Origin of the sequence: Brevundimonas sp. DS20, assembly GCF_001310255.1 — a bacterium.
In the GTDB taxonomy this organism is placed as follows: Bacteria; Pseudomonadota; Alphaproteobacteria; order Caulobacterales; family Caulobacteraceae; genus Brevundimonas; species Brevundimonas aurantiaca.
The window spans coordinates 1,075,027-1,095,613 of record NZ_CP012897.1; the positions used below are offsets into that span (position 1 = coordinate 1,075,027).

25 protein-coding genes and 1 tRNA gene are annotated in these 20,587 nt (G+C 67.9%); 20 read left to right on the top strand and 6 right to left on the bottom strand.

Going from position 1 to position 20,587, the window contains the following annotated elements:
- Positions 1-18 precede the first annotated feature (18 nt).
- Genes tolQ through JL11_RS05170 form a run of 3 tightly spaced genes read left to right on the top strand, consistent with a single transcriptional unit; the run spans position 19 to position 2,080 of the window.
- The gene (tolQ, locus tag JL11_RS05160; protein WP_054764713.1) at positions 19-774 is read left to right on the top strand and encodes a protein TolQ; all 756 of its coding nucleotides are present in this window, start codon (positions 19-21) and stop codon (positions 772-774) included.
- Between the two features lie 3 nt (positions 775-777).
- A complete protein-coding gene (gene tolR / locus JL11_RS05165) occupies positions 778-1,245 on the top strand; it encodes a protein TolR (RefSeq protein ID WP_054764714.1) in 468 nt (155 codons plus the stop codon).
- 4 nt (positions 1,246-1,249) lie between these two features.
- Entirely contained in the window at positions 1,250-2,080 is an 831-nt protein-coding gene (locus JL11_RS05170) for a hypothetical protein (RefSeq protein ID WP_054764715.1), read from the top strand.
- Positions 2,081-2,083: 3 nt separating this feature from the next.
- Here JL11_RS05170 and JL11_RS17115 read toward each other — a convergent pair whose 3' ends face one another.
- Together JL11_RS17115 and JL11_RS17635 are read right to left on the bottom strand one after the other, a co-directional pair.
- Complete coding sequence (locus JL11_RS17115; protein ID WP_054764716.1) at positions 2,084-2,521, bottom strand: TA system VapC family ribonuclease toxin; 438 nt, start codon at positions 2,519-2,521, stop codon at positions 2,084-2,086.
- Entirely contained in the window at positions 2,518-2,745 is a 228-nt protein-coding gene (locus JL11_RS17635; RefSeq protein WP_054764717.1) for a hypothetical protein, read from the bottom strand. Before JL11_RS17635 ends, JL11_RS17115 begins: the two co-directional genes overlap by 4 nt.
- 144 nt (positions 2,746-2,889) lie before the next feature.
- Here JL11_RS17635 and tolB point away from each other — a divergent pair, with 144 nt between their 5' ends.
- From tolB to ftsH, 6 genes are all read left to right on the top strand, one after another.
- Positions 2,890-4,260, top strand: coding sequence for a Tol-Pal system beta propeller repeat protein TolB (tolB, locus tag JL11_RS05185; RefSeq protein ID WP_054764718.1), 1,371 nt, complete (start codon positions 2,890-2,892; stop codon positions 4,258-4,260).
- Positions 4,261-4,413: 153 nt separating this feature from the next.
- Entirely contained in the window at positions 4,414-4,971 is a 558-nt protein-coding gene (gene pal / locus JL11_RS05190; protein ID WP_054764719.1) for a peptidoglycan-associated lipoprotein Pal, read from the top strand.
- Between the two features lie 113 nt (positions 4,972-5,084).
- On the top strand, positions 5,085-6,194 hold the full coding sequence (locus JL11_RS05195; RefSeq protein ID WP_054764720.1) for a DUF3667 domain-containing protein: 1,110 nt from the start codon (positions 5,085-5,087) through the stop codon (positions 6,192-6,194).
- 42 nt (positions 6,195-6,236) lie between these two features.
- Entirely contained in the window at positions 6,237-7,079 is an 843-nt protein-coding gene (locus JL11_RS05200) for a hypothetical protein (RefSeq protein ID WP_054764721.1), read from the top strand.
- Positions 7,070-8,386 (top strand): tRNA lysidine(34) synthetase TilS, encoded by a 1,317-nt coding sequence (gene tilS, locus JL11_RS05205; protein WP_082382602.1) that lies wholly within the window; start codon positions 7,070-7,072, stop codon positions 8,384-8,386. Before JL11_RS05200 ends, tilS begins: the two co-directional genes overlap by 10 nt.
- 49 nt (positions 8,387-8,435) lie before the next feature.
- Positions 8,436-10,400, top strand: coding sequence for an ATP-dependent zinc metalloprotease FtsH (gene ftsH, locus JL11_RS05210; protein WP_054764722.1), 1,965 nt, complete (start codon positions 8,436-8,438; stop codon positions 10,398-10,400).
- A gap of 71 nt (positions 10,401-10,471) precedes the next feature.
- Here the strand turns inward: ftsH and JL11_RS05215 are convergent, their stop codons facing one another.
- Positions 10,472-11,086, bottom strand: a complete 615-nt coding sequence (locus JL11_RS05215) for a malonic semialdehyde reductase (protein WP_054764723.1) — start codon at positions 11,084-11,086, stop codon at positions 10,472-10,474.
- A 161-nt stretch (positions 11,087-11,247) separates the two neighbouring features.
- On the opposite strand from JL11_RS05215, the gene JL11_RS05220 reads away from it, so the two are divergent.
- The 7 genes from JL11_RS05220 to JL11_RS05250 all read left to right on the top strand — a co-directional run bounded on the left by JL11_RS05220 (position 11,248) and on the right by JL11_RS05250 (position 15,865).
- The gene (locus JL11_RS05220; protein WP_054764724.1) at positions 11,248-11,577 is read left to right on the top strand and encodes a YbaB/EbfC family nucleoid-associated protein; all 330 of its coding nucleotides are present in this window, start codon (positions 11,248-11,250) and stop codon (positions 11,575-11,577) included.
- Positions 11,577-12,179 carry a recombination mediator RecR gene (recR, locus tag JL11_RS05225; RefSeq protein WP_054764725.1) on the top strand — a complete coding sequence of 201 codons (603 nt, stop codon included), beginning with the start codon at positions 11,577-11,579 and terminating at the stop codon, positions 12,177-12,179. The genes JL11_RS05220 and recR overlap by 1 nt, the downstream gene beginning before the upstream one ends.
- Before the next feature lie 47 nt (positions 12,180-12,226).
- Positions 12,227-13,441, top strand: a complete 1,215-nt coding sequence (locus JL11_RS05230; RefSeq protein ID WP_054764726.1) for a DNA recombination protein RmuC — start codon at positions 12,227-12,229, stop codon at positions 13,439-13,441.
- Between the two features lie 83 nt (positions 13,442-13,524).
- Positions 13,525-13,983 carry a hypothetical protein gene (locus JL11_RS05235; RefSeq protein ID WP_054764727.1) on the top strand — a complete coding sequence of 153 codons (459 nt, stop codon included), beginning with the start codon at positions 13,525-13,527 and terminating at the stop codon, positions 13,981-13,983.
- An 11-nt stretch (positions 13,984-13,994) separates the two neighbouring features.
- The gene (locus JL11_RS05240) at positions 13,995-14,198 is read left to right on the top strand and encodes a helix-turn-helix transcriptional regulator (protein ID WP_054764728.1); all 204 of its coding nucleotides are present in this window, start codon (positions 13,995-13,997) and stop codon (positions 14,196-14,198) included.
- On the top strand, positions 14,195-14,848 hold the full coding sequence (locus JL11_RS05245; RefSeq protein WP_054764729.1) for a hypothetical protein: 654 nt from the start codon (positions 14,195-14,197) through the stop codon (positions 14,846-14,848). Before JL11_RS05240 ends, JL11_RS05245 begins: the two co-directional genes overlap by 4 nt.
- A gap of 42 nt (positions 14,849-14,890) precedes the next feature.
- The gene (locus JL11_RS05250; protein ID WP_054764730.1) at positions 14,891-15,865 is read left to right on the top strand and encodes a TraB/GumN family protein; all 975 of its coding nucleotides are present in this window, start codon (positions 14,891-14,893) and stop codon (positions 15,863-15,865) included.
- Positions 15,866-15,883: 18 nt separating this feature from the next.
- On the opposite strand, the gene JL11_RS18075 is transcribed toward JL11_RS05250, so the two are convergent.
- Positions 15,884-16,015, bottom strand: a complete 132-nt coding sequence (locus tag JL11_RS18075; RefSeq protein WP_257720140.1) for a hypothetical protein — start codon at positions 16,013-16,015, stop codon at positions 15,884-15,886.
- Between the two features lie 78 nt (positions 16,016-16,093).
- Here JL11_RS18075 and JL11_RS05255 point away from each other — a divergent pair.
- The 4 genes from JL11_RS05255 (at position 16,094) to JL11_RS05265 (ending at position 18,281) form a co-directional block, all read left to right on the top strand.
- A tRNA-Gly gene (locus JL11_RS05255) sits at positions 16,094-16,168 on the top strand.
- Positions 16,169-16,444: 276 nt separating this feature from the next.
- Entirely contained in the window at positions 16,445-16,708 is a 264-nt protein-coding gene (locus tag JL11_RS17390; protein WP_152949508.1) for a hypothetical protein, read from the top strand.
- 67 nt (positions 16,709-16,775) lie between these two features.
- A complete protein-coding gene (locus tag JL11_RS05260; protein ID WP_054764731.1) occupies positions 16,776-17,498 on the top strand; it encodes a hypothetical protein in 723 nt (240 codons plus the stop codon).
- A gap of 30 nt (positions 17,499-17,528) precedes the next feature.
- Positions 17,529-18,281, top strand: a complete 753-nt coding sequence (locus JL11_RS05265) for a hypothetical protein (RefSeq protein ID WP_054764732.1) — start codon at positions 17,529-17,531, stop codon at positions 18,279-18,281.
- A 102-nt stretch (positions 18,282-18,383) separates the two neighbouring features.
- On the opposite strand, the gene JL11_RS05270 is transcribed toward JL11_RS05265, so the two are convergent.
- Together JL11_RS05270 and JL11_RS05275 are read right to left on the bottom strand one after the other, a co-directional pair.
- A complete protein-coding gene (locus tag JL11_RS05270) occupies positions 18,384-19,205 on the bottom strand; it encodes a DUF1365 domain-containing protein (protein WP_054764733.1) in 822 nt (273 codons plus the stop codon).
- The gene (locus JL11_RS05275) at positions 19,202-20,584 is read right to left on the bottom strand and encodes an NAD(P)/FAD-dependent oxidoreductase (RefSeq protein ID WP_054764734.1); all 1,383 of its coding nucleotides are present in this window, start codon (positions 20,582-20,584) and stop codon (positions 19,202-19,204) included. The genes JL11_RS05270 and JL11_RS05275 overlap by 4 nt, the downstream gene beginning before the upstream one ends.
- Between the last annotated feature and the right edge of the window lie 3 nt (positions 20,585-20,587).

The following is a 20,587-nucleotide window of genomic DNA, read 5'->3' on the forward strand; positions in this document are numbered from 1 at the left end:
CTCGCCCGGAGCGCCTGAATGACTACGCCCGTCGACGCCTCGATGATGAACCCCGTCGAGCTGTTCATGACCGCCGACTGGGTGGTGAAGTCGGTGATGGTGGGGCTGGCGGCGGCCTCGATCTGGTCCTGGACCATCATCATCGACAAAGCCTTCCGCTTCACCGCCCTGAACCGCCAGGCCGACGACTTCGACAAGGCGGTGCAGTCGGGCCGGTCGCTGGAGGATGTGGCGGCCCAGGCGGGACCGCAGCCGGAACACGCCCTGCCGCGCATGCTGGTGATCGCCCTGTCCGACTGGCGCGAGGCGCGTCAGAAGGGGGCGCTGAACGAACACCAGGGCGACCTGCTGATGACCCGGATCGACCGGGCCATGAACAGCCTGATCCAGCGCGAGGGCCAGAGGATCGAAAACGGCCTGGGCGTGCTGTCGGTCGTGGCGACGGCCTCGCCCTTCATCGGCCTGTTCGGCACGGTCTGGGGGATCATGAACGCCTTCGGCCGCATCGCGGCGGCGGGCAACACCAATCTGACCACGGTGGCGCCGGCCATCGCCGAGGCCCTGTTCGCCACGGCCATCGGCCTGGGCGCGGCCATTCCGGCCTATATCGCCTACAACAAGTTCTCGATCGACGCGGGCAAGTTCACCGGCCGGCTGGAAGCCTTCGCCGACGATCTTCAGGCGGCGGTGGCGCGGCGTCTGGGGGCTCCGTCCGCCCCGCCGCCCCCTCCGGTCGAGCCCGCCTCTGGCCTGAACCTGAAGCGGGGCGTCTGAGCCATGGCCCTTAATGGCGGTGGGGGCGGCGGTTCGAGCGGCGGCGGGTCGCGTCGCGGACGGCGGGGGCGAAAAGGCCCCCTGACCGAGATCAACGTCACGCCCCTGGTGGACGTGATGCTGGTGCTGCTGATCATCTTCATGATCTCGGCGCCGCTTCTGACCGTGGGCGTGCCGGTGGAGCTGCCCAAGACCGAGGCCAGCGCGGTCGAGACCAATAACGAACCCCTGTCGGTCAGCATCGACCAGCAGGGGGCGATCTTCATCGGCGACAGCGAGACGGCCTTCGACGATCTGGCGGTGCGGCTGCTGACCGAGGCGGGCGGGTCGGACAAGGCGTCCGAGCGGCCGGTCTTCGTGCGGGCCGACGGCCGGGCGCCCTATCAGGCGGTGGCGCGGGTGATGGCGCGGCTGAGCGCCTCGGGCTTCACCAAGCTGAACCTGATCACCGACACGGCCCCGGAGGGCTGAGCGATTGCGTCGGCCGAGCCCCGCCATTCTGGGATCCATCGCCCTGCACGCGGGGGTGGTCGCGCTCGCCTTCGTGTCGTTTTCGCAGAAGGCCGAGGAGGCGCCGCCGCTGGTGAACTCGGTGCCGGTGTCGATCGTGTCCGAGACGGTGATCGCGGCGGCGGCCGCCGACAATCCGCAGCCCGAGCCCTCGCCCGACGACGCCGCGACCGCCCCGGTCAGCGCCCCGGAAGAGCCGACGCCGCCGGTCCCTGAACCGACCCCGCCGCCGCCGACGCCTGCGCCGGCCCTGAGGCCCGCGCCCAAGCCCACGCCGACCCCGACGCCCCGGCCGACCCCGCCGCGGCCTGCGCCTCCGACGCCGGAAAAGGCCCGACCCACGCCGCCGCGTCCGACCCCGCCGACCCCGACCCGACCGGCGCCGAAGCGCGAGGAGCCGAGCCTGGACCTGGACGCCCTGGCGGGCCCGACGCGCCCGACCAACAATCGCGGCCGCCCGGCGACCGGTCAGCAGGGGTCGGGAACCGCCTCCCAGGCCACGGGGCCGCAGGTCACGGCCATCTTCAACCAGGTCTATCCGAACTGGATCCTGCCCTGCGACATCCCCGGGGCGGACCAGTTGCGCATTCAGGTCGAACTGACCCTGTCGGCCGACGGGCGGATCACGCGCGGCCCGACCCTGGTCAATCCGCAGTCGTCCTCGGTCTATCGGGCGGCGGCGGACGGGGCGCTGCGGGCCCTGCGCCAGACCGCCCCCTTCGACGTGCCCCAGGGCTTTCCGGGCGGCGCCTATCGCCCGACCTTCAACACCGAACGGGCCTGCCGGAACCGGTGAGGCTCAGGTGTCTGTGATCAGGTGAAGGGCCGATCGTCCGCCTTTGACGGCGTCTGGGGACAGTCGGCGATCGAAGGTCGCAAGCCGGCCCCCGTTCGAGACCGCCAGAGCCAGGAGATAGGCGTCGGTGATCTGTTCCGGCTTGGTCAGGGCCGAGGGCTCGAACAGGCGTTCGTCGGCCAGACTGACGGCATCCGGCCAAAAGACGTGACCAGCCATGTCTCGCAGCAGAGCGAGAATCCGAACGACATCGGAAGGCGGCCCGACCGGATTGCGATAGCGGCTGCTGCCGACGATGCGGACCAAACCGTTCTCGGTTATCGGACAGGTGGCCCAGGACGGAGCGGCTTCGCGTTGGAACCAGGTATTGGCAGGATGGTGAAAGACGTGGCGGGGATCGACGAGGGCGATCAGCACGTTCACGTCCAACAGATAGGTCAAGGCAGCTCGTCACGCAGGGCGTTGACGTCTTCCAGCGTGACCATGGGCCCAGGCCGATCGGGCAGAAGAGGAACCCCGTTGCGGAAGCGCACCGTGCTCTCACGCTTTTGCAGCGCCTGACGAGCGAGTTCAGACATCACCTCACCCACCGTGCGGTCCTGGTGGGCGGCAAGGGCGCGAGCCGCATTCAGCACGTCGTCGTCTATGGCGAGGGTGGTGCGCATACCGCCGAAGATAATGCATCACGCATCACGCATCAATGTGAGGCGCGCCTCCTCAAAGTCGCCCCATTCGCCGTGAGAAGCTGGCGATTGTCATACGAACCGGCGATAAGGTCGGCGATCTTTCGAGATTTACGGGAGCATTTGATGCGTCTGAACCTTCTTCTGGCCTCGGTCGCCGCCGTGGCGACGACCGTCTCTTCCGCCCAGGCCCAGAACGTCGCAGCGCCCCAGCAGAGCCAGCCGGTCGAGGTCGAGATCGACCAGGGGGTGCTGCGCCCGCTCCAGATCGCCATCGTGCCCTTCAGCGGCGACCACGGCGCCGACATCTCCAGCGTGATCAGCGGCAATCTGAAACGGTCGGGCTTCTTCGAACCGCTGAACCCGGCCGGCTTCATCGAGACCGGCCTGACCCTGGCCAATGCGCCCAACTTCCCCCAGTGGACCCAGATCGGCGCCCAGGCGGTGCTGTATGGGGCGGTGACGCCGCGGGCCGACAATCGGGTGGACGTGGGCTTCCGCCTCTATGACCCGTACCGCCAGTGCCAGCTGGTCAGCTATCAGTTCACCGCCACGGCCGAGCAGTGGCGCCGGATCGCGCACAAGATTTCCGACGTCATCTATCAGCGGATGACCGGCGAGGCCGGCTTCTTCGATTCCCGCGTCATCTTCGTCTCCGAAGAGGGGACGCAGCTGAACCGGATCAACCGCCTGACCATCGCCGACCAGGACGGGTTCAACCCCGTCTATCTGACCCAGGGCGACGAGGTGATCATGTCGCCGCGCTTTTCGGCCTCCCAGCCGGACGAGATCACCTATGTGGCGCTGGGCAAGGATTACAGCCGGATCTATCTGTACAATCTGACCACGGGCCGGCGCGAAAGCCTGGGTCAGTTCGACGGCCAGGTGCTGGCGCCGCGCTTCTCCAACGACGGCAACAAGATCGCCTTTTCGATCATCCGGGGCGGCAATACCGACATCTATGTGATGGACCTGCGCAGCCGCCAGCTGTCGCGGCTGACGTCGGACCCCGGCATCGACACCTCGCCCTCCTTCAGCCCGGACGGCAGCCAGATCGTGTTCAACTCGGACCGGTCGGGGACGGCGCGCCTCTATGTCATGCGGGCCGACGGCTCGGGCCAGCGGCCGATCTCGCGCGGCGGCGGCGTCTATACGGCGCCGTCCTGGAGCCCCACCGGCGACCTGATCGCCTTCACCAAACAGTCGGGCGGCCGGTTCTCCACCGGGGTGATGAATTCTGACGGCTCGGGCGAGCGCATCCTGTCGTCCAGCTATTTCGAAGAAGGCCCCAACTGGGCGCCCAACGGCCGCTATGTGATGTTCGCCCGCCAGACGCGGGGCGGGGACACCCGGTTGTGGACGGTGGACCTGTCGGGCCGGGTGGTGGCCCAGGCGGGCTACAACGGCCGCGGCACCGACCCGGCCTGGTCGCCGCTGTTGGATGCGCCGCCGTCGAACCTGGGCTTCGGCCAGGGCCCCGACAGCTGCCCAGCCTGAGGTCGGGCGCCGTCGCGTGACGCTGTTCGCCGTCAGACGGAGCCATTCGGCTCAACACTGCGTTATCACCCCTGGCGCCCAAAATCCGCCAAGGGCAGAACTTAAGGCCAAGCTTGAGGCCGCCGTCCTCATAATCCTTCAGGAGACGACCCGATGAAAAAATCCCGCATCATGACCGTGGCCATGGTCGGCTGCGCCGTCGCCGCCATGGCCGCCTGCGCCCGCAAGCCGGTCGAGGGCGTCGTGCCGAACGAACCCGCGACCACCGCCCCGACCGGCCCGGCCTATCCGACCGCTCCGACCGGCCCGGTGTCCGGCGGCAATATGGGCGCCGCCGCCCCCGGCACGGAACAGGACTTCGTCGTCAATGTCGGCGACCGGATCTATTTCGACCTGGATTCCTATGAGGTCCGGCCCGAGGCCATGCCGCGCCTGGACGCCCAGGCCCAGTGGCTGCAACGCTATCCGTCGGTCACGGTGCGGATCGAGGGCAACGCCGACGAACGCGGCACCCGCGAATACAACCTGGCCCTGGGCGCCCGCCGCGCCGAGGCCGTCCGCACCTATCTGATCAATCGCGGCGTGCCCGCCGGCCGGATCGACACCATCAGCTTCGGCAAGGAGCGCCCGATCGCCGAAGGCTCGAACGAAGAGGCCTGGGCCCGCAACCGCAACGCCCACACCGCCATCGTCTCGGGCGCCGCGCGCTAAGGGGCGAGAGCCGAAATCGAGACCGGAGAGGCGTCGGCGAAGGCCGGCGCCTCTTTTCTTTTCCGCCCGCCCTCCGCAAGGTGGCCTTCGCAAGACGACGGGGGATCAAGGGCGTGGATATCGAAGGAGCCGGCGGGGCCATCACCGGCGGGCTGATCGCGGGGGCGATCGAGAAACCGGCGGGCCAGGCGGGCGAGGCCGGCTACGGCGTCTGTTCGGACTGCGGGGCCGAGACCAGCGGAAACTTCTGCGCCCACTGCGGCCAGCCGACCCATGTCCACCGCACCTTGCTGCATCTGGGCGAGGAGCTGCTGCACGGCGTCATGCATTTCGACGCCCGGGTCTGGCGCACCCTGCCGCTGTTGGCCTTGAACCCCGGCCGTCTCACGCGCGAATGGGTTCAGGGCAAACGCACCCGCTATGTCTCGCCCCTGGCGATCTTTCTGTGCACCCTCTTCATCATGTTCTTCGCCCTCAGCTTCATGCCCCAGCCGGGGGCGCATGAGGGTGAGGCGGAACGCACCGCCCGTCTCCAGGCCGAGGTCGCCGAACAGCGGCTGGGTCTGGTCGAGGCGGAAAAGACCGTCGCCGAACTGCGCGCCGACCCCGAAGTGAACGACAGTCCGATCGCCGCCCAGACCCTGAAGACCGCCGAGGGGGTGGTGGAGAACCGCCGCCAGTCGCTGAACCGGCTGGAGACCGAGCTGCGCGACGGCCGGTCCGACGGCCTGGCCCCCGGCACCTGGCAGGCCCAGGTCAAGGACTTGGCCGCCGACGGCAAGGTCAAGGGCCACGGCCTGGGCGCCGTGCTGCTGAAGAAGCTGCAGAACCCGGACCTGGCCCTCTATAAGCTGCAGCAGACCCTCTATAAGTTCGCCTTCCTGCTGGTGCCCTTCTCCCTGCCGTTCGTGGCCCTGCTGTTCCTGTGGAAACGGGGCTTCACCCTGTACGACCACGGCGTCTTCATCCTGTATTCCCTGACCTTCATGGCCCTGCTGCTGATGGTCATGGTCCTGGCCGGGACGATCAACGGCGTCCTGGGCGGCTTCGTCGGCCTGATCGGGCTGGCGGTCATACCGGCGCATATGTTCGCCCAGTTGAAGGGCGCCTATGGTCTGTCGATCTTTTCGGCCCTGTGGCGGACGGCGGCCCTGCTGTTCTTCTGCAACATCGTCATCGGCCTGTTCGTCACGGCCATCGTCTATCTGGGTCTGGGTCATTAGGTCCGCCTTGCGGCGGCCCCAAATCGGTGAAAGCTAGAAGCCATGATCAAGCTGTCCTTCCCCCGTCTCCTGGCCCTGACGGCCGTCGGCCTGGTTCTGGCCGGGGGCGGCGTCGCCGTCGCCCAGCAGGCCGCGCCCAACATCATGCAGCCCATCGAATGGGACAAACGCCGGCTGGACCAGCTGGACCGCAATGTGCGTCGGCTGGAACGCGCCCTGACCCAGAGGAACGCCGCCGGTCAGCCGGTGCTGGTCGAGCCCGACCCCGAGGTGGTCACCCTCCAGGGCCAGTTCGGCCTGTTGAGCCAGAGGCTGGAGGACCTGGAGGCCACGGTGCGCCGGATCAACGGCGACAACGAACGGCTGACCTTCCAGCTGGACGAGGCCCAGCGCGACAATGCGGCGCTGAGAACCCGGATCGTGGACGCCGAGGGCCGGATCGAGAAGCTGGAGCGGGCGGCCGAGCTGAACGCCCCGATCGAGGCCAATTCCCCGACCGGCGACGCCGGGCAGGACCTGGCGGCGGCCGTGCGGCTGATGGGCGAGGACCGGGCGCGCGGCGCGCGGGCGCTGGAGACGGTGGTCGTGACCTGGCCCGACACCCCCCAGGCGCGCGAGGCCAACTCCCGCCTGGGCGACATCCGCGTCTCGGCCAATGACAAGGCGGGGGCCGTGGCCTTCTACGCGGCGGCCCTGAAGGACTGGCCGCGCATCGGCTGGGCGGCCGATACGACGCTGAAACTGGCCGACGCCCTGTTCGCCACCGACCGCAAGACGCAGGGTTGTGCGGCCCTGGCGGAGTTCACGCGCCGCTACGCCCCCTCGGCCTCGGATCCGCAAAAGGCCCGCGCCGCCCAGATGAAGACCGCCGGCGGGTGCAGCTGACGGTCGCGCCGGGCGGCCGGACTGGGGGGCTCCAGTCCCGGCTGTTTGCGCGGCTGGATGATCGGTTGACGGTCGATGACGACCGACCCGTCGCCCTGGCCCTGTCCGGGGGCGGGGATTCCATCGCCCTGATGCGGCTGACGGCGGCCTGGGCCCAGACGCGGGGCCGGCCGGTTCTGGCCCTGACGGTGGATCACGGACTGAACCCCGACAGCCCCGCCTGGACCCGGTTCGCGGGCGAGGCGGCCCAGGCTGCGGGCTGCGCCTGGCGGGGTCTGGTCTGGACCGGGGACAAGCCTGTTGCGGGCCTGACGGCGGCGGCGCGGGCGGCCCGGCACCGGCTGATCGCCGAGGCCGCGCGGGCCGCCGGGGCGCGGGTCGTGCTGATGGCCCACACCGCCGACGACGCAGCCGAGGCCGATCTGATGCGGGCCGAGGGCTCGACCTTGGGGCGGGTGCGCGAATGGGCGCCCTCGCCGGCCTGGCCCGAGGGGCGGGGGCTGATGCTGCTGCGGCCCCTGCTGGGCGAACGGCGCGAGACCCTTCGGGCCTGGCTGAGAGATCAGGGCGCCGATTGGATCGAAGACCCCGCCAACGCCGATCCGCGTTTCGGCCGCAGCCGGGCGCGGCAAGCCTTGGCCGATCGGGCCGCAGCGGACCTCCCTGCCGAAGCCCCCCCGGCCACAGCTCCCAGAAAGTCCGGCGCCGTCCAGCCTGTGCGTTTTTCTTCGGAGGGCTTGATCCAGACCTCGCGCGACATCGAGCCTCGCGTCCTGGCCACGGCCCTGGTCTGTATCGGGGGCGGATCGACCCCGCCGCGGGGCGAGCGGCTGGCGCGGCTGATCAGGCGATTGCGCGCGGGCGAGGATTTCGCCGTCGTCCTGTGCGGGGCGCGGATCGAGGCCGAGGGGCAGGCGGTCCTGATGATGCGGGAAGCCGGAGAGCTGGCCCGGGCGGCGCGGCCCGATCTGGACCTGATCCCTGGGGTGGAGACGGTCTGGGACGGCCGGTTCGTGTTTGAAGCCGACGAAGCGGGCTGGCGCGTCGGCGCGGCGCGAGGCCGTCTGGCCCAGTTGGCCCCGTCGGACCGCGCGGCCCTGGGGCGGCTGCCGTCGGCGGCGCGGGGCGCCGAGCCCGTGCTGATCCGGGACGATGAAGGCGCCCCGGTTCTTGCAAGCCCGGCCGTGCGGTGGCGCGATCTGGCGCCCGAACGGCTCAGACTGGCGCTGGGCGAAACGACGCATGAGGACGATCTGATCGCGCCGCCATGGCGTAACGCGGCGGAAGCGCCTATTTTCCGAGACTGACAATCCAGCCGTCGGGCCAGAGGGCGCCGGCGGACGACCGAGGACCTCAATGAACCTGCGTAATCTGGCGATCACGGGCGTCATCATCCTGGCCCTGCTGGCGGTCTATGCGGCGGTGTCGCAGGGCGGCGCCATGACCGGCATGGCGGCCCAGGGCGGCCCCGGCGCCGGCCGGCCCGAGACCATCACCTATTCCCAGCTGGTGCAGCGGGTCGAGGCCGGCGACATCAAGGAAGCCACCGTGCGCGGCGACCAGGTGACCGGCGTCTATAAGAACGACGGCCGCTTCTCCGCCACCACCCCCTATCCGAACGAGCAGCTGGTCAACTCCATGCTGGCCAACGGCGTCAACGTCGACGCCAAGACCACGCGCCAGTCGATCTGGATGAGCCTGCTGATGGGGATTCTGCCCATCGCCCTGCTGGTCGGGGTTTGGATCTTCTTCATGCGCCAGATGCAGGGCGGGGCGCGCGGCGCCATGGGCTTCGGCAAGTCCAAGGCCAAGCTGCTGACCGAGCACAAGGGCCGCAAGACCTTCGACGACGTCGCCGGCGTGGACGAGGCCAAGGAAGAACTGACCGAGGTGGTCGAATTCCTGAAGGATCCGGGCAAGTTCCAGCGCCTGGGCGGCAAGATCCCCAAGGGCGCCCTGCTGGTCGGCCCTCCCGGCACCGGCAAGACGCTGTTGGCCCGCGCGGTCGCGGGCGAGGCGGGCGTGCCCTTCTTCTCCATCTCGGGCTCCGACTTCGTCGAGATGTTCGTCGGCGTCGGCGCGTCGCGGGTCCGCGACATGTTCGAACAGGCCAAGAAGAACGCCCCCTGCATCATCTTCATCGATGAGATCGACGCCGTCGGTCGCCATCGCGGCGCCGGCCTGGGCGGCGGCAATGACGAGCGCGAACAGACGCTGAACCAGCTGCTGGTCGAGATGGACGGCTTTGAAGCCTCCGAGAACATCATCCTGATCGCCGCCACCAACCGTCCCGACGTGTTGGACCCGGCCCTGCTGCGTCCCGGCCGTTTCGACCGCCAGGTGGTGGTCCCCAACCCTGACGTCTCGGGGCGCGAGCGTATTCTGCGCGTCCATATGAAGGACGTGCCTTTGGCCGCCGACGTCAACGTCAAGACCATCGCGCGCGGCACGCCCGGCTTCTCGGGCGCCGATCTGGCGAACCTGGTCAATGAGGCGGCCCTGATGGCGGCCCGCAAGGACCGGCGCATGGTCACGCACCGCGACTTCGAAGACGCCAAGGACAAGGTGCTGATGGGCTCGGAACGTCGCTCCATGGCGATGAACGAGGAAGAAAAGCGCCTGACCGCCTATCACGAGGCCGGTCACGCCATCGTCGCCATGAACGTCAAGATGGCCGACCCCGTGCACAAGGCCACCATCGTGCCGCGCGGCCGGGCCCTGGGCATGGTCATGCAGCTGCCGGAAGGCGACCGTTATTCGATGAAGTACCAGCAGATGATCGACCGGATCGCCATCATGGCCGGCGGTCGGGTGGCGGAAGAGCTGATCTTCGGCAAGGAGAACATCACCTCCGGCGCCTCGTCCGACATCGAACAGGCGACCAAGCTTGCAAGGGCGATGGTCACGCGCTGGGGCTTTTCCGAAAAGCTCGGCACCGTGGCCTATGGCGAGAACCAGGAGGAGGTCTTCCTGGGCCATTCGGTCGCGCGCAGCCAAAACGTGTCCGAGGAGACGGCCCGCACCATCGACGAGGAGGTCCGCCGTCTGGTCGCCTCGGGCTGGGACGAGGCGCGCAAGATACTGACCGAAAAGGCCGAGCATCACGAGAAACTGTCCCAGGCCCTGCTGGAGTACGAGACCCTGTCGGGCGAGGAGATCAAGGACCTGCTGGAGAAGGGGGTCGCGCCGAACCGCGACGAGAACAACTTCCCCAACGCCGGGCCTTCGGTCTCGGTGCCGGTGACGCCAGTGTCGGACGGGACCGAGATCGAGATCCCGGTCGAAAAGCCCGCCGTGACGAGTGTGCCGACGGTCCACTGAGGGTCAGGCGCAGACAAAAGAAGAAGGGGCGGCCTGCGAAGGCCGCCCCTTTTTTTGACGTCGGACAGGGTTCAGAGAATCTGCGCCGCCTGGTCGAAGCTCAGGCGCGGCGAGCGGGGGAACAGGTTCTCGTCCGTGCCGTAACCCAGGTTCAGAATGTAGTTGGGTTCGACATGGCTGTCGGGGAAGAATTCGGCCTTCACCCCCGCGGCGTCGAAGCCCGACATGGGGCCGACGTCCAGACCCAGGGCGCGGGCGGCGATGGTCAGATAGCCGCCCTGGAGCGAGGCGTTGCGGAAGGCGGTCTCGCGCCGTCCGGCCTCGTCGGCGAACCAGTCGCGCGCGCCCGGAGCATGGGGAAACAGGGTCGGCAGATGGTCGTGGAAGTCGAGGTCCTGAGCCAGGATCAGATTGACCGGCGCCTGCTGGGTCTTGGCGCGATTGCCCTCGCTCATCAGCGGGATCAGCCGGGCCTTGGCCTCGGGCGAGGTGACGAAGACGAAGCGGGCCGGGCCGGCGTTGACGGCCGTAGGGCCGAACTTGGTCAGGTCGTAAAGTTTCTTCAGCAGCTCGGGCGCGACCGGCCGGTCGCTCCAGGCGTTGCGGGTGCGCGCCTCGGTGAAGAGTTGCGCCAGGGCGGCGTCCGACAGAGGGAGGTCGCGGGGGGAGAGAGCGTCATAGGCCATGGGAGTGCGTCCTGATCTGCAAAAGCAACAAATTCTGGTGCTTATTTAGACCCTTCAGCAACTGTCACAAGTGCAAATACGGCAATCCATCGTTTCTGAATCTGGACCGGCGCGCCCGCCGCCCCCTGTCGCAAGACGCGGCTTCGTCCTATCTAGGCAGGATGAAAGACCTGACCCAACTGATGCAGCAGGCCCAGGCGATGCAGCAAAAGCTGCAGGACGCCCAGGCCAAGATGGCCGAAACCACCGCCGAGGGCTCCTCCGGCGGCGGGCTGGTGAGCGTGGCCCTGAAGGGCGCGGGCGAGATCACGGCGATCAAGATCGACGACAGCCTCTTGACCCCCGGCGAGGGCGAGATCCTGGCCGATCTGATCGTGGCCGCCCATGCCGACGCCAAGCGCAAGCTGGACGAGGTGAACGCCGCCCTGATGCGTGAGGCCGCCGGCCCCATGGCCGGGATGAATATTCCCGGAATGCCGAAACTGTTCTGATGGCCGCCTCCGCCGGGCCGGAGATCGAGCGGCTCATCTCCCTTCTCGCCAAGCTTCCGGGTCTGGGACCGCGCTCGGCCCGGCGCGCGGCCCTGGCCCTGCTGAAGCGGCGCGAGCAGCTGCTCGTGCCGCTGGCGGCGTCTCTGGCCGAGACGGCCGACAAGGTGGTCTCCTGCTCGGTCTGCGGCGCGCCCGATACGCGCGACCCCTGCGCCGTCTGTTCGGACGGGGCCCGCGACAACGGCCTGATCTGCGTGGTCGAGGAGGCCGGCGCCCTGTGGGCCATGGAGCGGTCCGGCGCCTTCCGCGGCAAATATCATGTGCTGGGGGGGCTGTTGTCCGCTCTGGACGGCGTCGGCCCCGAACATCTGCGCATCGCCGAACTGGTCGGCCGTGTGAAGGGCGGCGCCGTGCGCGAGGTCGTCCTGGCCCTGCCCGCCACGGTCGACGGCCAGACCACGGCCCACTATGTCGCCGAGCGGATCGCCGGCCCGGACGTCCAGGTCACCTCCCTGGCGCGCGGCGTGCCGGTGGGCGGCGAACTGGACTGGCTGGACGACGGCACCATTGTTCAAGCGCTGCGGGCAAGGCGGCCGGCCTAGACCTCGCGCGTCTTTCGCCGCGCGGCGACTCCGGCTAGGAACGGAGCATGAACACGCTCGTGCTGATCCTCGCCGTCGTCGCCGTCGCTCTGGGCGGCGGTTTTCTGTGGGCCTTTATGGGCTGGCAGAGGGCGCGGGGGGATCTGGCGGCCGCCCAGGTGCGGATCGACCTGGTCGAGGAGAGCCGGGTCACCATGGGCGAGCTGCTGAAGGCCCAGGCGGCTCAGTCGGCCCAGGCGGTCGCGGACCAGATGGTGACGCGCGCGACCGAGACCTTCCGCGCCCAGGACCAGCTGGCGCGCGAGCGGATGGCGGCCCAGCTGAAGCCGGTGGCCGAGACCCTGACGAAGTTTCAGGAACATGTGGCGGCGCTGGAAAAGGCCCGGGCCGAGGAGACCGGCGGCCTGAAGGAACAGCTGACCCAGCTGATGGCCGCCTCGTCGGCGACGCGGGACGAAGCGCGTAAACTGACCGAGGCCCTGCGCGGCAACACCGGGCGGCGCGGCCGCTGGGGCGAACAGACCTGCCGCAATGTGCTGGAGGCCGCGGGCATGGCCGGCCGGTTCGACTTCACCGAACAAACCTCCAGCGCCGACGACGAGGGGCGCCAGAACCGGCCCGACTTCCTGGTGCGGTTGCCCGGCGGCGGCCTGTTCGTGATCGACGCCAAGGTGCCCCTGGCCTTCGACGAGGAGGAGGGGGACGAGGAGGCGCGCGCCCGGTCGGTCGGCCTGCGCATCGCCGCCAGCCTGAAGACCCATGTGCGCCAGCTGTCGTCCAAGGCCTATCAGGACCAGTTCAAGCCCAGCCCCGATTTCGTCGTCCTGTTCGTGCCGGGCGACAGCTTCCTGTCCACCGCGCTCGACCATGCGCCGAACCTGCTGTCGGACGCGATGGAATCGCGGGTCGTCATCGCCACCCCCTCCACCCTGTTCGCCCTGTGCAAGGCCGTCGCCTACGGCTGGCGGGCCGAGGAACAGGCGGCCAACGCCGACAAGGTCGCGGCCCTGGGGCGCGAACTCTACAAGCGTCTGTCGGTCATGGGGGAGCACGCTTCGGCGATGGGTAAAGCCTTGGGTCAGGCGGTCGGGAAGTACAATCAGTTCGTCGGCTCGCTCGAAACTCAGGTCATGGTCTCGGCCCGTCGCTTTGAGGATTTGCAGGTCAATCACCAGGGCAAGGAAATGCCCGAACTGGGTCAGGTCGAGATCCAGCCCCGCGTCATAGCCCGGCCCGAGCTGACGGGGCCGACAGACAACTGACCTTGTCTCTTTGACAAGTGTGCTTGACATAATGGGCGCACGGTGAGACAAGCGTCCTTGTCATAACGACAAGGAGCATTGTCATGGCCAAGGGCCTCTGGAAAATCATCGCCCTCTCGCTCGCCGGCGTTCTCGCCATTGTGGTGCTGGTCGTCGTCGGCGGCGTCATTGCGGTTCTGGCCTCGGACAAGGGGCTGATCGCCGAGGACGCCGCCCTCCTGATCATCTCCGCCGTCATGGCTGTGCTGATGATGGCCCTGTCCCTGTGGCTGGGCGTCGCCTGGATGGCCCGTATCGACGAGGCGGCGCGCGAGGCCCACAAGGCCTCCTGGTTCTACGGCGGATCGGGCGGTCTGGCGGTGGGCGGGGTCTTCATCATCCTGGCCTCCACGCCGCCGGCGGCTCGGCTGACCGTGCCCGCCTGGTTCGACGGGCGCACCGATCCCGCCGCCTATGCCGCCACCGGCGCCGTGGGTCTGATGACCCTGATGCTGATCGGCTATGGCGTCGTCTGGGGCTGGTGGTGGCTGGCGCGGCGGTGAGGAGCTGAACCATGAACAACCGCCTCAAGGTGCTGCGGGCCGAGCGCGACTGGTCCCAGGCCCATCTCGCCGAACTGCTGGGCGTGTCGCGTCAGACGGTCAATGCGCTGGAGACGGGGCGTTACGACCCCTCCCTGCCGCTGGCCTTCAAGATCGCCCGGATCTTCGAACAACCCATCGAATCCATCTTTTCGGAACCGGAGACCCACGGATGACCGTCTCTTCTCCCAGGACTTCCCGTATCCCGCGTCGCATCCTGGTCGCCTTCGGCATCGGGGCGGTGCTGGGCGCGGCCGGCTATGTCTTCGGCCGCTCCGTCCTGCCGCAGCTTATCGGGCCGGACGCCCTGGAGGGCGTGGAGCTTCGCTGGTCCGACGCCATGGCCGCCCTGACCGGGGTCGCCCTGATGATCGGCGCCGCCGCCGTCATCCTGATCAGCTTCGACCCGCGTCGTCTGGCGCAGATGTACGGGATGGAGGAGCCGGCCTCGGCCGAGGAGGGCCGGCAGGCGCGGCTGCAGGCGGCGGTTATGGGCTTCTCCGGCTTCATCCTGCTGCTGCCCATGGTCTTCGCCGTCATCGGACTGGCGCCGGCGATCGCCCTGGGCCTGATCGTCCTGCTGTTCGCCGCCCACACGGCCCTGAACCTCAAGGTCTGGGGCAGCGTCGACGAACTGCTGCGCCGCGCCACCCTTGAGGCTGCGACGGCCACCTTCTTCCTGGGCCAGGGGCTGCTGTTCCTGTGGGCGGCGGGCGAACGGCTGGGTCTGCTGGCGCCCATCACCGCCTGGGACGTCTACGCCGTCCTGATGACCCTCTATCTTTTCGTCTCCGCCGTCGTGTCCACCCGACGCGGCCTGGCCTGACCCCCCTGTCCACCCCTGTCTTTTTAAACGAAGGAAACACCCATGACCCTCGCCAAACGTCTCAAATCCTCCGTCTCCAACCTGGCCCAGGGCGCCGTCGGCGTCGCCGCCGGACTGGCCATGGTCTTCGCCATCGCCGGCGCCCCGTCCCAGGTTCTGGCCCAGGCCGCCCCGGCGCCCGCCGCCCCGGCCGCCGCGCCCGCCATCCAGGGGCAGGGCCCGGCCCTGTGGGTGATCAAGGACGCGGACTCGACCCTGTATCTGTTCGGCTCGGTCCATGTGCTGCGCCCGACCACCGGCTGGGCCAGCCCCCGCGTCAACGCCGCCTTCGACAGCGCCTCGGACATCTGGTTCGAGATCACCAATCCGGAAGACCAGGCGGCCATGATGCCCCTAATCCAGCAGTACGGCCTGTCGCCCCAGACGCCCCTGTCCAGCCGTCTGACGCCGGAAGAAGTGGCCCAGTTGGACGTCGCCGCCAAGACCATCGGCGCTTCGGCCGCTCAGCTGGATCCGCTGAAACCCTGGCTGGCCGCCCTGTCCCTCTCGGTCGCGCCTCTGGTCAAGGCGGGCTATGATCCTCAGTCGGGCGTCGAACTGGCCCTGAAGGCCCGCGCCCAGGCCGCCGGCAAGCGCCTGCACGGCTTCGAGACCCTGGAGAAACAGGTCGGCATGCTGGCCACCCTGCCGGATGACGTCCAGCTGGAGTTCCTGCGCGAAACCCTGAAGGACTTCGACGAGGCGGTGGAGATGCTCGACTCCATGGTCGAGGCCTGGGCCAAGGGCGACGTCCAGGCTCTGGACCGCATCGTGGTCGAAGAAATGAAGACCGATGCGCCGGAACTGTACAAGGTGCTGCTGGTCGACCGGAACACCGACTGGGCCAATCAGATCCAGACCCTGCTGCAAGGCTCCGGCACCGCCTTCATCGCCGTGGGCGCCGCCCACCTGACCGGCGACGACAGCGTCCAGTCCATCCTGCAATCGCGCGGCGTGGCGGTCGAAACGGTCGAATAGGGCGACAGGCGGCGGCGCTCAGGCCTGGTTGACGTCCCAGACGAAGACCACCCACAGCGCCGCCGCCGCCGCCGCCGCTGCGGCCGTCAGGGCCGCCGCCAGACAGCCGAAGGCCAGGCCCTGCGGCCCCTGTCCGTCACCCTGGTTCATGCTCTGGCGCTCCCCTGCGCGCCCATACTGCCCCAAGCCCTTGAGCCCCGCCACCGCCCCGTCTATGGAAACAGGCGCGCGGGCGTAGTTCAGAGGTAGAACGTCAGCTTCCCAAGCTGAATGTCGTGGGTTCGATTCCCATCGCCCGCTCCAGTTTCCCGCCCATCCTCCGATCGCGCCCCTGGACCCCGACGCCTCTGCACGACGCGCCGTCCGCCCGTCGTGAGGCGCCCGGCACGCCGTGTGCGGGCGGCGTCCCCAGGGCGGAAAAGGATTTAGCACCGCAACTCAGAATTTTTTTAAGTTGAAGCGCCCGTAGGTTGTGCCTGCTAAGGGTTTTTGCATCGACATCTGAGCTTTTAGAATCCCCCAGGTTGTGGCTGTACTTGGCCGACGGAGCTGATCCGTCTGCAATGCGGATGTCGTCACATGCGTCGTTTGCTTGTTTCAGGCGCCGCCCTGATCGCCGGCCGGCCGTCGCGGGGCCGCCTCGGCCCAGGGCCAGGGAAAGCGGGCCCTCGATGCAACACCTTCACCACCACGATGACCCTGTCGTCCAAGGGCGTCTGGTCGTTCCGCTTCACCGCCACCCCCTATGGCGAGAACACCACGGCGGTCTGCACCTTCGAGCCCACATCGACCAATGCGTCGACCGGCCGATACTACGCCGACGCCAAGGTCTCCGGTCTCTGATCGGTTTACGTCTTAAAAGGGAAGAGATCGCAATCTGCGATCTATTTCTCCTTCAGGGAAGCCCGCCATGACCGACGCCCTCAATCCCAAACCGCCTTCGGCTGCGGCCTCGGCCGCCGCGCCCAAATCCGACGCCGCGCCAAATCTCGCGCAGAACATGGAGCGGCTGCGGACCCTCGCCGCGATCATTACGGATGAGAGCGGGAACGTCACCACACAGGCCAAGCATGCGGCGGCTCTGGAGGAGCGCCGGATGTTTCTCGACGGAAAGTTCAAGGGGTCAGGTACGGAGACGACGCCGATATATCTTCAGATCAGCAACAGCGAGTTCAGAAAGAAAATAGATTCTATAAGAACGGAAATGATGAACTTAGACCTCAGTCCTGCGGACGAGGTGAAATTCGTTAATTCATACTCATCAGAAGACCAGCAGATCATATTCGATTTCATTTTAAGTCCCACATACGGAGACGGCTCTCGGCAGTACGCCGACCTCGACAGCTGGAAGAAGAATATGGAGGCCCTGTCCAAGGTTCAGGACTTCATGGCGAAGGCCAAGACGGACCCGGCGGTCAAGGCCGATCCCAAGTACGCCGAGGTGGAGAAGCTGTGGATGATGGCCGACACCTCGGCGCCGTCCTGGACCGCCCTGGTGCTTCAACTGTTCGGCGAGACGCCCAGTTCGAAACTGGACCTGTCGGACAAGGCCAGGACCGTCGTCGGCGACGTCAAGCCCAACGCCCAGCCCGCCCCCTATGAGCCCGGCGCAGTGGCGTCAAAGCGCGTCTGATCCCTTCCTCCGACATCAAGTACCGCCCTAATGACAGACGCCCTCAATACCGCCTCGACCCCCGCCGCCGGCGCCTCCTCAACGGCGGCGCCTCCGATGACGCCGAAGCTGGCGGAGAACCTGGAGAAGCTGCGCGGTTTGGCGGCGATCATCGCCGACGGCGACGGCAAGACGAACGTGGAGGGCAAGAAAAACGCCTATGCCGCGATGCGAAATATGATCATCACGGGAGCGTTTTCAGATGCCGCCAACAATAATCAATCGCTCTTGTCGACGCTGAACACAATATACGAGAGTCCGTTTGGAAAGCGGGTAAGCGAGTTGGACAATAGGTACGGTGAGGAGGTGACGGCCCTCAACCAGGATGGTCGTCTTGGTGAGGCGATGGTTTCCGTCATCAGCACCTACTCAGAAGAAGACCAGAGACTGATATTTGATCTTAACATCAATGCGGCGGACGGCGGAGGGGCGAGAAAGTACAGCGATATTGACAGCTGGAAGAAAAATGTGGCCGCCGTTTCTAAGGTCCGGGACTTCATGGCGAAGGCCAAGACGGACCCGGCGGTCAAGGCGGACCCCAAGTTCGCCGAGGCGGAGAAGCTGTGGATGATGGCCGATACCTCCGCGCCGTCCTGGACCGCCCTGGTGCTTCAACTGTTCGGCGAGACGCCCAGTTCGAAACTGGATCTGTCGGACAAGGCCAGGACCGCCGTCGGCGACGTCAAGCCCAACGCCCAGCCCGCCCCCTATGAGCCGGGAACGGTGGCGTCAAAGCGCGTCTGATCATCGACCGACCGCGCTAGAGCATGATCGTTTCGGACGGAACCGCTTCGCGGTTCTGACAGAAGCGTGAATCATGCTCTCGCTTTAAATCTGGAGCCTGATTCACCGTTTCAGCGGAACCGCGAAGCGGTTCCTCCTCAACGGATCAGGCTCTAAAGCACCAGAACCCCCGGGCTCGGGCGCCGGCTTGCGGGTCAGGGGGGTGCGTTTCAGCCACAGTTTCAGCGCCTCCCAATGGATGGCGGCGACGACCTTCAGCGTCAGCAGCGGCATGGACAGGGCGGCGGCGACCAGGGCGCGGTCGGTCAGGGGGCGACGGCGGCCGGTCATGGCGGTGGCGATCAACAGGCCCTGGGCGTCGCGGCCGTCGATCGCCAGGCTCAGGGTCTCGCCGGGCGGGCGGCCCCGGAAGACATAGTCCATCTCCATCCCCATGAAGGGCGAGACATAGAGGCGTTTGTCGGTCTGCTGGCGGAACCGGTCGTCGTCGACCTCGGCCGCAGGGACCGGCAGGACATAGGACCGGCGCTCGCCGAAGGTGCTGGTGACTTCATAGACCATGGCCGCCAGCCGCCCGTCGGCCCGGTGGCAGTAGTAGAGGCTGATCGGGTTGAAGACGAAGCCCAGCACGCGGGGCATGGCAAGGAGGCGGATCGCGCCGGAACCGACGTCGATCCCCGCCTCGGCCAGGCGGGCGACGATCTGGCCGCGCAAAGGGGCGCCCGAGCCGTCGCCGTGGTCGCGGTCGTAAAAGCCCATCAGGTTTAACCGGCCGCGCGAAAAGGTCTTGAGCCGCCGGTCCAGGGCGTCGATCTCGTCCAGGTCCAGCATCAGCCAGAAGACGCGGTATTTCAGCCGGTGCCGCCGGGGCCTCAGACGGGTGTGAAAGACCCCGCCGACATAGAGGGCCGAGGCCCCCGTCACGCGACGCGCGCCAGGGAGGCGGCGCCAGAGGTCAGATGGATGCGACCGCTCTCATTCTCGACCGTCCAGGGGCGGCGCACCCCGCCCAGCTGTTCGGCGACGGCGAGGCCCGACTGAAGCCCGTCCTCATGGAAGCCGGCGCCGAAATGGGCCCCGCAGAACCAGACGCCGCCGTGACCTTGCAGGCTCCACAGGTCTTTTTGCGCCCGGACGGCCGCCGGATCGAAGATCGGATGTTCGTACAGTTCGCTGCGCAGCAGCGTCCCGGCCGCAGGCGGGCGGGGCGGGTTCAGGGTGACGAACAGGTCCTGGCCCGGCAGGCCCTGAAGCCGGTTCATCCAATAGGTGACGCAAAGGCCGTCGTCCGCCCCGATATAGTTCCACGACGCCCAGGCCCGGCGGCGGCGAGGCATCAGGCCGGGGTCGGTGTGCAATATGGTCAGGTTGCGGCTGTAGCGGAAGGCGCCCAGCAGCTCGCGTTCGCGCGCCGTCGGCTGGGCCAGCATGGCCAGGGCCTGGTCTGCGTGGGCGCCGATGACGACATGGTCGAACCGTTCGGTCGCCCCGGTCGCGTCCTGAACCAGAACCCCGCCCTCGATCCGTCGGACTTGGCTCACGGCCCGGCCCAGGCGCGACCCCTCGCCGCCGCGGCCGGCGGGGGCCGGATTGGCCGCGATCTGGTTGGCCGAAATCTGGCGCGCCAGTTCCTGGACATAGACCCGGCTGCCCCCGACCACGGTGCGCCACAGCGGCCGGCCGACCAGTTTCAGCAGGCCGTGATTGCCGCAGAACCTCAGGAAGGACTCGGCCGGATAGTCCAGCAGCGTATGGGCCGGCGACGACCAGATGGCGGCGGCCATGGGCAGAAGGTGATCGTCGCGGAAGGCCTCGCTGAAGCCCTCGCGCTTCAGATAGTCGCCCAGGGTCACGTCGCTGTCGGCCAGGGCCGCCAGCCCTTCCGGCGCCGAGCGATAGAAGCGCAGAATCTCGCTCAGCATCGACCAGAAGCGCGGGCGCAGCATGTTCCGGCGCTGGGCGAACAGGCCCGGCGCCGCATATTCGAACCGGCCCTGATCCAGGGAGACGGCGAAGGACATGTCGGTGGCCTGGGTCTTCAGCCCCAGATGGGCGAACAGGGCGATCAGGTTCGGATAGGTGGCGTCGTTGAAGACGATGAAGCCGGTGTCCACCGCCGTCTCGCCCTCCGCCGAACGGACGTCGACCGTGTTCGAATGGCCCCCCAGCCGATCCTCGCGCTCATAAAGGGTCACGTCGTGACGGCCCGACAGCAGCCAGGCGCAGGACAGGGCCGAGACGCCGGAGCCCACGACGGCGATCCGCAGGCGGGGACCAGTCTGTACGGCGGCTGAAGGGGGCATTGG